Origin of the sequence: Bradyrhizobium sp. MOS002, assembly GCF_003020115.1 — a bacterium.
Taxonomy (GTDB): domain Bacteria; phylum Pseudomonadota; class Alphaproteobacteria; order Rhizobiales; family Xanthobacteraceae; genus Bradyrhizobium.
In genome coordinates, this window is record NZ_PYFX01000001.1 from 300,881 (window position 1) to 313,346 (window position 12,466).

Annotated in this window: 6 protein-coding genes; 4 read left to right on the forward strand and 2 right to left on the reverse strand. The window is 64.9% G+C overall.

Annotated features, from left to right (window positions below; genetic code table 11):
- Positions 1 to 32 precede the first annotated feature (32 nt).
- Complete coding sequence (locus C7G41_RS01545; protein ID WP_106940929.1) at positions 33 to 2,798, forward strand: di-heme-cytochrome C peroxidase; 2,766 nt, start codon at positions 33 to 35, stop codon at positions 2,796 to 2,798.
- 179 nt (positions 2,799 to 2,977) lie between these two features.
- On the opposite strand, the gene C7G41_RS01550 is transcribed toward C7G41_RS01545, so the two are convergent.
- Entirely contained in the window at positions 2,978 to 3,925 is a 948-nt protein-coding gene (locus tag C7G41_RS01550) for an alpha/beta fold hydrolase (RefSeq protein WP_106940930.1), read from the reverse strand.
- Between the two features lie 220 nt (positions 3,926 to 4,145).
- Here C7G41_RS01550 and C7G41_RS01555 point away from each other — a divergent pair, with 220 nt between their 5' ends.
- Positions 4,146 to 4,607 (forward strand): Hsp20 family protein, encoded by a 462-nt coding sequence (locus tag C7G41_RS01555; RefSeq protein ID WP_007597127.1) that lies wholly within the window; start codon positions 4,146 to 4,148, stop codon positions 4,605 to 4,607.
- Between the two features lie 236 nt (positions 4,608 to 4,843).
- On the opposite strand, the gene C7G41_RS37630 is transcribed toward C7G41_RS01555, so the two are convergent.
- Complete coding sequence (locus tag C7G41_RS37630; RefSeq protein WP_199198073.1) at positions 4,844 to 5,605, reverse strand: hypothetical protein; 762 nt, start codon at positions 5,603 to 5,605, stop codon at positions 4,844 to 4,846.
- Between the two features lie 490 nt (positions 5,606 to 6,095).
- On the opposite strand from C7G41_RS37630, the gene gltB reads away from it, so the two are divergent.
- Entirely contained in the window at positions 6,096 to 10,829 is a 4,734-nt protein-coding gene (gene gltB / locus C7G41_RS01565; RefSeq protein WP_106940931.1) for a glutamate synthase large subunit, read from the forward strand.
- A 147-nt stretch (positions 10,830 to 10,976) separates the two neighbouring features.
- Positions 10,977 to 12,428 (forward strand): glutamate synthase subunit beta, encoded by a 1,452-nt coding sequence (locus C7G41_RS01570; RefSeq protein ID WP_106940932.1) that lies wholly within the window; start codon positions 10,977 to 10,979, stop codon positions 12,426 to 12,428.
- Positions 12,429 to 12,466 lie beyond the last annotated feature (38 nt).

Here is a 12,466-nt window from a genome sequence, read left to right on the forward strand (position 1 = left end):
TTCACGATTCGCCGTTTTCAGGATTTTGGGCCATGCATGACTCCGCTTCGAAGCCCCCCTTCGACCCCTCGATCCAGGTCTCGCCGAACAATCCCTGTCCATTCCTGCGCGGCCTCGTCGGCGAAGGTTTTGTTGATGGCGGCACCGTCCCGCTCAACACGCTGTCGCAAACGATCGCGAATGCGAGCGGCGAGACCGGGCTGAAGAAGGTCTCGGCCCGCATTCAGGTCCGCGGCGTCGCGCTCATCGCCAACGGTCTCGGTCACATCCTGAAGAGCATATTTTCGGGCGCGCAGCTCGACGCGCTGCGTGGCGGCCCTCTCGACAAGCGCGGTGCCGGCTCGCGCGTCCTCGGCGTCGACGGCAAGGTCGATGAGGACGAGCTCGCGCGGTTTGCGAGCTTCGGCCGGACCTACCAGGATCCGAACGGCGGCGGATCCGAGCCGGGTCTCAACGCCTCGGAAATCGGCGCCTTCATGCGCGACAACCTCAAGCGCGCCGGCGGCGCCGCGCGCTGGTACTACCCCCTGCTGATGAAGTTCGAATGGCCGATCCTCCTGAAGATCGTGGGCAAGGGCTCGGGTGAGGACCGCTATCTCAGCGTGGCCGACGTGCGCACTCTGTTCAACGAGCGCCAATTCCCTGCTCGCATCAACCAGCGGCTCGTATCGCAGCCGGTGCTGTCAACCTGCCAGCGCGTGGTGCGGGGCGCCCTCAAGGTTGCGGCCCTGCTCGTCGTCCTCGGTCTCGCCCTGCTCGTTGCGGTCGCCGAATTCCCCGACCAGGTGCGCGCCATGCTGCCGCAAAAGGGAATTCTCGTGAATCTCCTGCCGCCGCCCTTGCCCAAGGTCCCCGAGACGAAGGCGGCCTTTTGGCTCGAACAGAACTGGTCACTGAAGGATAGGCACTGGTTTCACCATGCCAGCCAGGGCACCGCGACTTTCCCGGTACCCTATGAATGGTTCATGGCGTTGGAGCAGCCGCGCCTGCATCTGTTCTCGCGGCCGGGCATGATGACGGACAGCGCCTATCTCGAGCGCTTCGGCTTCATCCCGAGCCCGCAGTCGATCCAGACCGACGCGACGTCACTGCGCCGCTTCGGCTACGCCAATGTTTACGAGACGACGGAAGTGTCGGACTGGTCGACCAGGTGGACGCCGGCGGAGAACGTCGACGGCCTGCCGGTCGGCTTTGCACGACTGACCGGGATCAGCGATCCCGCGACCGGCCGGCGCGAAGAGGACAAGATCGGGCTGACCTGCGCGGCCTGCCATACCGGCCAGATCCATTACCAGGGCGTGGACTTGCGTTTCGACGGCGGCCCGGCCATGACCGATCTGAAGAAGCTCGAGCTCTCCACCGGCCTGTCGATCGCCTACACGCTTTACGTGCCGTTCCGCTTCCAGCGCTTCGCCGATCGCGTGCTCGGCCCCGATGCCAGCAAGACGGACCGCAACGCGCTCAAGCAGAAGCTCAGCGCGATCGGCAACTTCCTGATCGACTGGGCGCAGCTCCAGCAAAAGACGATTGAAGCCAAGAAGACCTGGAACGGCAGGCAGCAGCAGGACACCGAGGAAGGGTTCGGTCGCCTCGACGCTCTCAATCGCATCGGTAACCAGGTCTTTTCGCAGGATCTCGCGCTGAGCGGGCTCAAGGGATTCGAGAAGAACCTACATGCCCAGGACGCTCCGGTCAGCTATCCCCCGATCTGGACCGTGCCCTGGTTCAAGTTCGCCCAGTACGACGCCTCGATCGAGCAACCGCTGATCCGCAACGCCGGCGAAGCCCTCGGCGTGACGGCGCTGCTCAACCTGTCCGACGCCTACCCGGAGGACAGGCTGTGGCGCTCCTCGGTTCATATCAACACGCTCGGTTGGATCGAGGACATGCTCAGGGGGCCCGATCCGTTCAAGACGGCGGATCCCTCCACCGGTCCGAAGTTCGGCGGCCTGCTGGCGCCGAAATGGCCGTCGCAGATCCTCGGCGACAATTGGAGGCTCGATCAGAAGAAGGTCGACAATGGCCGCAAGATCTACGCCGAGATGTGCTCCGGATGCCATTTGCCGGCGATCGACACCCCGGCTTTCTGGTCGTCGGGACATTGGGAGCCGAGCGGCGAGAGCAAGGTGCTGAACGCGGTGACGATCCCGCTCGACGAGATCAAGACGGATCCCGAACAGTCGCTCGTGCTCAGCAACAGGATCGTCGATGTGCCCGGCTTCCTGAAGGTGAATACGGCCGACCTCCAGAAATGGTGGCAATGCGACGTCTCGACTGCGAGCTCGCCGACCGAGATGGTGTATGCGCTCGGGCTGATGACGGTGGTGGATCTCGTCGCCCGCAAATGGATGGACGACGAGAAGACTCCGGACGCCGAGCGGGCGAAATTGTGGAATCTCGCGCGCAAGAACTGCCTCAATCCGGTGGGAGGAGCACGCTATCGGGCACGGCCGCTGAACGGCATCTGGGCCACGGCGCCCTATCTGCACAACGGTTCGGTGCCGTCTCTCTATTGGTTGCTGAAGCCTGCAAGCGAGCGCCCGCAAAAATTCTGCATGGGCCGCCGCGACTATGATCCCGTGACCGTCGGCTTTGCGGTCACCGCCGACGAGAAATGCAAGACGGGTGAAACCGAGTTCTCGGCGGGATCGGAGAAGGATCCGATCCAGGGCAACAGCGTGCTCGGCCACTCCTTCGAGCGCAAGCCGGGCGAGGAAAAACGTCCCGGCGTGATCGGCCGCGTGTTCAAGGACGACAACGAGCGCTACGATCTGATCGAGTATCTGAAGACGCTGTAGCGGAGCTCTGTCGCAAGCACGCCGCCCTCATCCTGAGGAGCCCGCACAAAGCGGGCGTCTCGAAGGATGGCCGCGGGCGATAGCCGGGCCTTCATGGTTCGAGACGCGCGTTCCGCGCTCCTCACCATGAGGGTCTTGCGACCAAGCGCCGAGCAGCACCGCCTTAGCGGATGCTCCCCTCACTTGAACAGCGGCGTGCCCGGCACGAAGGCGTCGAAGGCTGCCCAGAATTGGGAACGGTAGCGGTCCTGCTCCTGGAGAATCTCGTGCTTGGCGCCGGCGATCACGAGATGGGAGCCGGCGCGCAAATGATAGGCGAACTCCTCGATCGCCGCGATCGAGACCACGGTGTCGCTGGAGGCCGCCAGCATCAGGATCGGCTGACGGATCTCGGACGGGTAGTTTTTGCCCCTGAAGGTGTTCATCGCGCGGAAGGCGGTATCGGCCCAGGCGACCGTCGGTGACGCGAGCCCGAGGGTCGGATCCTCCTCCAGGATCGCGGCGTTGCGCGCATAGCGCACGGGATCGCTGGTCAGCGGATTGTTGATGAAGGGATTGAGCCCTGTGATCTGGTCGCTGCCGCCGGGGACATAGCGGCCGCCCATCCCCAACACGCGCATCGTCTTCAGCAGAGCCCGCGCCGGAAACGAGGTGGCGCGGCCGGGCAGGTCGATCATCGGCGCAGACAGCACCATGCGGTCGAACCAGCGCTTGCCCGCATGCGCCACCCGCAGCATCACGGTGCCGCCCATGGAATGGGCGAGCGCAAAGAAGGGCGGCGGGCAATCCGGCAGCACCACCTGCTGCACGAAGGTCTCAACGTCGATCTCGAAATCGGCGAAGTCGCGGACATAGCCCTTGCGCGGATCGCGCAGGCGGCGCGAGGAGTGGCCCTGCCCGCGCCAGTCGATCATCGCCACCGCAAAGCCGCGGTCGCGCAGGTCGCGCACGGTCTCGAAATATTTCTCGATCTGCTCGCTGCGCCCGGTGAAGACGCAGACCGTACCCCTGCGGTTCGCCGGCGGTGCCCAGCGCGCAAAGCGCAGCTCGACGCCATCGGGGGTCTTGATGGTGCCGCTGACGACGTCTTCGGGAACTGGATTGGACGGTATCGAGACCAGCGTCATGATGGGGAGGGCTTGGGCGCGAAGGCCTGCGGATCAAGGGGCGGGAGCGCCGAAAAGGCGCAATTATCCGCCCTCTTGAACGCCGTTCCCCTGAACCCATATCACCATGGTGCAGGCCGCTACCAGTGTTTCGGAACCGGAACATCAGGCTGCACACAGACTAAAGCCCGGCCCGATTGGCGGGCGGGTTACCAACAGTCGCTCAATGGAGGACTTGACCATGCGTACGTACGACCTCACCCCCTTCTACCGTTCCACCGTCGGCTTCGACCGCCTCTTCAACCTGCTCGATCAGGCCGGTTCGGACGGCAGCCCCGGCTATCCCCCCTACAACATCGAGCGCACCGGCGAGAACGACTACCGCATCACCGTTGCGGTTTCGGGCTTTGCCAAGGATGAGCTCTCCATCGTCGCGAAGGAAAACACGCTGACGATCAAGGGCGAGAAAGTCGCCAACGAGAACTCGAAGGCGGAAGTGCTGTACCGCGGCATCGCCGCGCGTGCCTTCGAGCGCGCCTTCCAGCTTGCCGACTTCGTGCAAGTGAAGAACGCCTCGCTCGAGAACGGGCTGCTTCACGTCGACCTCGTCCGCGAGATTCCCGAAGCGAAGAAGCCGCGCCAGATCGCGATCAACACCGGCGCGCAGGGCGCACAGGTGATCGAGAACTCGGTAGCCGCGTAAATCACGGACGTCACTTCCAGGTTGCGAAAACGCCCCGGTGCCCCGGGGCGTTTTTTTCGTTTGCTGAACGCCCGCCGCATCGTCGTCCTGGCGAAAGCCAGGGCCCGTTGCCCCAGGGAGAGAGGTTTGGCGAAGACTAGTCATCCGGTCCTCACACCACGCACAATCGACAGACCTCGCGGTATGGGTCCTGGCTTTCGCCAGGACGACACCGTTGGTGTGATGCGCAGCGTTTCCTAATCCAACCCTTGCGCGGCTGGCATCTCCTGCGTCGGCAGGATCGCCGCCGCGGGCGACTTGGCTTGACCGACGGTTGGCGCTGCAGCTTGCGCTGCGACCTCGGCGGGCTTTGCCTGCACGGCGGCCGCCTGGGCTAGCGGCGTCGCAGGCTCGGCCGGCTTGGCGGCGACCGGCGCCTCGCGCGGCGGGGCGGCCTTCGGCAGCGGGACGGTGCGGCTGGCGACATGCGGAATCGGAGCCGGTGGGCGGGGCGGACCACTGCGGACCATGGTCGGCGGCGGCAGTGCGCTTTGCGGGCGGTAAGGCGCAACCGCAGGCTGCTCGTAGCCCGGCGCCATGCCGTAAGCGTCCCTGGCCGGCATGAAGCGCAAAACTCTTCCGTCGCGGGCATCGATCACCAGCCGGCCGTCCTCGCCACGGCGGTCGATCACCGCGATGGTGTAGACGCTGCCGCGCAGGCGCGGGATGCCCAGCGGAGAGAAGCCGTTTTCGCGCAGCACCGCGTAGACTTCGGTCGATGGTAGCAGCACTGGGCTCGGCCCGCGGTCTTCGTAGCCGTATCCGTAGCCTTGGCCGTAACGCGGCGGCGGTGGCGGCGCCGCGTCCGACGGCGCATAGGGTCCGTCGAAACCCGACACCGCAATGGCGGTGCCGCTCCCGATACCGTTCCCCGGAACTTGCGCAAAAATCTGCGCTTGAGCCGCGGTTGCAACCAGCACCAGCGTGGCAGCGGCCACACATCCTGTGAAAAACTTCATGGTCGACACGCTCCTGTCAGCCCCCGAACGTCTCGCGCTCTTTCGCTTCTTGCGGCGTGGCGCGCCTTCCGAAGGGTCGATCCGAAGCTTCATTCGGGATTCCGGCGTCGGCGGGGCCGGATCAGGGCGCGTTTGCTTCAAAACCAGGGCCGCGCAACTTTTGGAAAGCGATTGATTGACATATGGGGAATCGGGACTTGCGCGCGCTTGTGTGCTAGACAAAAATTTGGCAAGGTGATGGTTAGGACAGGAAGACTGTCTCAATTTTGCTTGCGGTTCCGGCATAGGGATTGCAACGAAGTTCGGTGCTTTCGAGCGCCAAGAAGGCAACAGGCAAAGCCGTTCTCGGGGACGAAGAACGCCTTGGCCTGAATTTAAGAAAATGCGGCTCGCGAGCGGACGAGCGGTGACCCAGAAGCGGTGCCGCGGGACGCCCAAGGTGCGCCGAAGATGGCGGTGAGGCAGCTTGCCGCATGGAGAGGACGAGGACATGAACGGGTCGCAAGTCGAGCGCGGAAACATCGTGGCAGAGCAACTGTCGGCGACGGTCGCCTCGAAAACGACCGATCCGATTCAGGAACACAATTCACGCCCGCCGGCCGTAGGCCTCTACGATCCGAGCCTGGAAAAGGATTCCTGCGGCGTCGGCTTCATCGCCAACATCAGGGGCAAGAAGTCGCACGAGATCGTCGCGGACGCGCTCAGCATCCTCTGCAACCTCGAGCATCGCGGCGCCGTCGGCGCCGACCCGCGCGCCGGTGACGGCGCCGGCATTCTGGTGCAGATCCCGCATGCTTTCTTCAGCCGCAAGGCGAAGGAGCTCGGCTTCGCGCTGCCCAACCCGGGCGAATACGCCATCGGCGCTCTGTTCATGCCGCGCGACACCGCCTGGCGCAACGTCATCAAGAGCATCATCGCCGACCAGATCAAGGAAGAGGGCCTGACGCTGCTCGGCTGGCGCGACGTGCCGACCGACAATTCCTCGCTCGGCGTCACCGTGAAGCCGACCGAGCCCGCCTGCATGCAGGTGTTCATCGGCCGCAACGGCACCGCCAAGACCGAGGACGATTTCGAGCGCCGCCTCTACATCCTGCGCAAGTCGATCTCACAAGCGATCTATCAGCGCCGCGACCGCGGCCTCGCCGGCTATTATCCCTGCTCGATGTCCTGCCGCACCGTGATCTACAAGGGCATGTTCCTCGCCGACCAGCTCGGCAAGTACTATCCCGATCTGCACGAGAAGGATTTCGAGAGCGCGCTCGCACTCGTTCACCAACGCTTCTCGACCAACACCTTCCCGGCGTGGTCGCTGGCGCATCCCTACCGCATGATCGCGCATAACGGCGAGATCAACACGCTGCGTGGCAACGTCAACTGGATGGCGGCGCGCCAGGCCTCGGTGAGCTCCGAGCTGTACGGCAAGGACATCAACCGGCTCTGGCCGATCTCCTACGAAGGCCAGTCGGATACCGCCTGCTTCGACAACGCGCTCGAATTCCTGGTGCAGGGCGGCTACTCGCTGCCGCACGCCGTCATGATGATGATTCCGGAGGCGTGGGCCGGCAATCCCTTGATGGATGAGAAGCGCCGCGCCTTCTACGAATATCATGCGGCCCTGATGGAGCCGTGGGACGGCCCCGCCGCGATCGCCTTCACCGACGGCCGCCAGATCGGTGCCACGCTCGACCGCAACGGCCTTCGGCCCGCGCGCTATCTCGTCACCAAGGACGACCGCATCGTGATGGCGTCCGAGATGGGCGTGCTGACGATTCCCGAAGACCAGATCATCACCAAGTGGCGCTTGCAGCCCGGCAAGATGCTGCTGGTCGACCTCGAGCAGGGCCGCCTCATCCCCGACGACGAGATCAAGGCCGAGCTCGCCAGGAGCCATCCCTACACCGAATGGCTGGAGCGGACCCAGATCGTGCTGGAAGAGCTGCCGAAGGTGCCGACCACCGGCGTCCGCTCCAACCTGTCGCTGCTCGATCGCCAGCAGGCGTTCGGCTACAGCCAGGAAGACATCACCATCCTGATGACGCCGATGGCCTCCACCGGCGAGGAAGCCGCAGGCTCGATGGGCAACGACACGCCGATCTCCGCGCTGTCGGACAAGGCCAAGCCGCTGTTCACCTACTTCAAGCAGAACTTTGCGCAGGTCACCAACCCGCCGATCGACCCGATCCGCGAGGAGCTGGTGATGAGCCTCGTCTCCATCATCGGACCGCGGCCGAACCTGTTCGACCTGCAAGGGCTTGCCACCACCAAGCGCCTCGAAGCGCGCCAGCCGATCCTGACCGACGCGGACCTCGAAAAGATCCGCTCGATCTCCGACGTCGCCGAGTCGCACTTCAAGTCGCGCACGCTGGACACCACCTTCCACGCCGGCCTCGGCGCGGCCGGCATGGACCAGGTGCTGGACGAGCTCTGCGCGCGCGCCGAGAGCGCGGTGCGCGAGGGCGTCAACATCATCATCCTGTCCGACCGCATGGTCGGCACCGACCGGGTACCGATCCCGTCGCTGCTGGCCTGCGCCGCCGTGCATCATCATCTGATCCGCACCGGATTGCGCACTTCTGTCGGCCTCGTCGTCGAATCCGGCGAGCCGCGCGAAGTGCATCACTTCGCCTGTCTCGCCGGCTACGGCGCGGAAGCGATCAATCCGTATCTGGCGTTCGAGACCATCATCGCGATGAAGGACCGCCTGCCCGGCTCGCTCGACGATTACGAGATCGTCAAGCGCTACATCAAGTCGATCGGCAAGGGCCTGCTCAAGGTGATGTCCAAGATGGGCATCTCGACCTACCAGTCCTATTGCGGCGCGCAGATCTTTGACGCCATCGGCCTGAAGGCGGAATTCGTCGGAAAATTCTTCGCCGGCACCCACACCCGCGTCGAGGGCGTCGGTCTTGGCGAGATCGCCGAAGAGGCGGTGCGCCGCCATGCCGACGCGTTTGGCGATGCGCTCGTCTACAAGACCTCGCTCGACGTCGGCGGCGAATATGCCTATCGCAGCCGCGGCGAGGACCATGCATGGACCGCCGAGTCGGTGGGGCTGCTGCAGCACGCCGCGCGCGGCAATTCGCTGGAGCGCTACCGCGCTTTCGCGAAGATCCTCAACGAGCAGTCGGAGCGTCTCCTGACGCTGCGCGGCCTGTTCCGGATCAAGAACGCGGACGAAGAGAAGCGCAAGCCGGTGCCGCTCGACCAGGTCGAGCCGGCCAAGGACATCGTCAAGCGTTTCGCCACCGGCGCGATGAGCTTCGGCTCGATCTCGCGCGAGGCGCACACCACGCTCGCGATTGCCATGAACCGGATCGGCGGCAAGTCGAACACCGGCGAAGGCGGCGAGGAAGCCGACCGCTTCAAGCCGATGCCGAACGGCGACAGCATGCGCTCGGCGATCAAGCAGGTCGCCTCGGGCCGCTTCGGCGTCACGACGGAGTATCTCGTCAACTCCGACATGATGCAGATCAAGATGGCACAGGGCGCAAAGCCCGGCGAAGGCGGCCAGCTGCCCGGCCACAAGGTCGATGCGACCATCGCAAAGGTCCGGCATTCGACGCCGGGCGTCGGCCTGATCTCGCCGCCGCCGCACCACGACATCTACTCGATCGAGGATCTGGCGCAGCTCATCTACGACCTCAAGAACGTCAACCCGGACGGCGCGGTCTCGGTCAAGCTCGTCTCCGAGATCGGCGTCGGCACGGTGGCCGCGGGCGTCGCCAAGGCACGCGCCGACCATGTCACCATCGCGGGTTTCGAGGGCGGCACCGGCGCTTCGCCGCTGACATCGATCAAGCACGCCGGCTCGCCGTGGGAGATCGGCCTCGCCGAAACCCACCAGACGCTGGTGCGCGAGCGGCTGCGCAGCCGCATCGTGGTCCAGGTCGACGGCGGCTTCCGCACCGGCCGTGACGTCGTGATCGGCGCACTGCTCGGCGCCGACGAGTTCGGCTTCGCCACGGCTCCCCTGATCGCGGCCGGCTGCATCATGATGCGCAAGTGCCATCTCAACACCTGCCCGGTCGGCGTCGCGACCCAGGACCCCGTCCTGCGCAAGCGCTTCACCGGCCAGCCCGAGCACGTCATCAACTACTTCTTCTTCGTCGCCGAGGAGGTCCGCGAGATCATGGCATCGCTCGGCTTCCGCAGCTTCAACGAGATGATCGGCCAGGTGCAGCTGCTCGACCAGACCAAGCTGGTGGCGCACTGGAAGGCCAAGGGCCTCGACTTCTCGAAGCTGTTCGTCAAGCAGAAGGAAGAGAAGGGCCAGAAGATCTATCACTCCGAGCGCCAGAACCATCATCTGGAGGCGGTGCTCGATCGCACGCTGATCGAGCAGGCGACGCCTGCGCTCGACCGCGGTGCACCGGTGAAGATCGAGGCCAAGATCAACAGCACCAACCGCTCCGCGGGCGCGATGCTGTCGGGTGCGGTCGCCAAGATCTACGGCCATGCCGGCCTGCCGCATGAGACCATCCATGTCAGCCTCAAGGGCACCGCCGGCCAGGCATTCGGCGCGTGGCTGGCGCAAGGCGTCACCTTCGAGCTCGAAGGCGAAGCCAACGACTATGTCGGCAAGGGTCTCTCGGGCGGCAAGATCATCGTCAAGCCGCCGGCCAACAGCGGCATCGTGCCGGAAGAGAGCATCATCGTCGGCAACACCGTGATGTACGGCGCCATTCAAGGCGAGTGCTACTTCCGCGGCATCGCCGGCGAGCGTTTTGCCGTGCGCAATTCCGGCGCCGTGGCGGTGGTCGAGGGTGCGGGCGACCATTGCTGCGAATACATGACCGGCGGCATCGTGGTCGTGCTCGGCAAGACCGGGCGCAACTTCGCGGCCGGCATGTCCGGCGGCATCGCCTATGTGCTGGACGAGACCGGCGACTTCGACAGGCTGTGCAACATGGCCATGGTCGAACTCGAGCCGGTGCTGTCGGAAGAGCTGATCAACGCCGGCACCTATCACCACTCCGGTGACCTCGAGGCGCACGGCCGGGTCGACGTGTTCAAGGACCTGCTCGCCTCCGACGTCGAGCGGCTGCACATCCTGATCACGCGCCATGCGAAGGCGACCGGCTCCAGGCGCGCCGCCGACATCCTCGCCAACTGGAAGGACTGGCTGCCCAAATTCCGCAAGGTGATGCCTGTCGAATACCGGCGCGCGCTGCGCGAAATGGCCGCCAACGCGGACGCCGAGCCGAAAATCGCGATCGGGGCGTGAGAAATATCAGCGCCCGTCATTGCGAGCGTAGCGAAGCAATCCAGACTTTCTCCTCGGATGCAGACTGGATTGCTTCGAAGCTCACGCTCCTCGCAATGACGATGAGAAGGCAACAAACGAACTTAAGCGGCAGGGACTTCGGGTTTAATGGGCAAGATCACGGGTTTTCTCGAAATCGAACGGCATGACCGCAAGTACACCCCGGTCGCCGAGCGTGTGAAGCATTTCCAAGAGTTCGTCGTTCCCCTCTCCGAGAAGGAAACGCGCGACCAGGCCGCGCGCTGCATGAACTGCGGCATTCCCTATTGCCACGGCACCGGCTCGGTCTCGCCCGGCACGCCGGGCTGCCCGGTCAACAACCAGATCCCGGACTGGAACGACCTCGTCTATCAGGGCAACTGGGAAGAGGCCTCGCGCAATCTGCACTCGACCAACAACTTCCCGGAGTTCACGGGGCGCATCTGTCCGGCGCCGTGCGAAGCCTCCTGCACGCTCAACATCGACGACAACCCCGTCACCATCAAGACCATCGAATGCGCGATCGTCGACCGCGCCTGGGACAATGGCTGGCTCAAGCCCGAGGTCGCCGCCCACAAGACCGGCAAGAAGGTCGCGGTGATCGGCTCGGGTCCTGCCGGCATGGCCTGCGCGCAGCAGCTCGCACGCGCCGGCCACGACGTGCATCTGTTCGAGAAGTTCGCCAAGGCCGGCGGCCTGCTGCGCTACGGCATCCCCGACTTCAAGATGGAGAAGGGCGTCATCGACCGCCGCGTTACGCAGATGGAAGGTGAAGGCGTCACCTTCCACTACAACAGCTATGTCGGCGTCGACGGCAATGTCGATCCGCGCGAGATGCTCAACGAGTACGATGCCGTGGCGCTGACCGGCGGCGCCGAAGCCCCGCGCGACCTCCCGATCCCCGGCCGCGACCTCGTCGGCATCCATTACGCCATGGACTTCCTGCCGCAGCAGAATCGCCGCGTGTCCGAGGAGCCGCTGGGCGGCGTTCAGGAGATTCTGGCCGCCGGCAAGCATGTCGTCGTCATCGGCGGCGGCGACACCGGATCCGATTGCATCGGCACCTCGCTGCGCCAGGGCGCGCTTTCCGTGACCCAGCTCGAGATCATGCCCGCACCGCCCGAGCACGAGAACAAGGGCCTGACCTGGCCGAACTGGCCGCTCAAGATGCGGACGTCCTCCAGCCAGGCCGAAGGCGCGGTCCGCGAATTCGCCGTGCTGACGCAGAAGTTCACCGGCGAGAACGGCCAGGTCAAGAAGCTGCACTGCGTGCGCGTCGACGACAAGTTTAAGCCGATTGCCGGCACCGAGTTCGAGCTCGACGCCGACCTCGTCCTGCTCGCGATGGGCTTCGTCCACCCCGTGCACGAGGGCCTGCTCAAGATGCTCTCAGTCGATCTCGACCCCCGCGGCAACGTCAAGGCCAACACGCTCGACTACCAGACCTCGCGTCCGAACGTATTCACCGCCGGCGACATGCGCCGCGGCCAGTCGCTGGTGGTCTGGGCCATCCGCGAGGGCCGGCTGTGCGCAAGGTCGATCGATACGTTTCTGATGGGGAAGACGGATCTGCCGCGCTGAGTCTGGGGGACTGCGCTAGCTCGAAGACAGACAAGAAA

Coding starts and splice junctions, on each gene's coding strand:
- C7G41_RS01545 (WP_106940929.1), top strand. CDS start 33: ATGCATGACTCCGCTTCGAAGCCCCCCTTCGACCCCTCGATCCAGGTC.
- C7G41_RS01550 (WP_106940930.1), bottom strand. CDS start 3,925: ATGACGCTGGTCTCGATACCGTCCAATCCAGTTCCCGAAGACGTCGTC.
- C7G41_RS01555 (WP_007597127.1), top strand. CDS start 4,146: ATGCGTACGTACGACCTCACCCCCTTCTACCGTTCCACCGTCGGCTTC.
- C7G41_RS37630 (WP_199198073.1), bottom strand. CDS start 5,605: ATGAAGTTTTTCACAGGATGTGTGGCCGCTGCCACGCTGGTGCTGGTT.
- gltB (WP_106940931.1), top strand. CDS start 6,096: ATGAACGGGTCGCAAGTCGAGCGCGGAAACATCGTGGCAGAGCAACTG.
- C7G41_RS01570 (WP_106940932.1), top strand. CDS start 10,977: ATGGGCAAGATCACGGGTTTTCTCGAAATCGAACGGCATGACCGCAAG.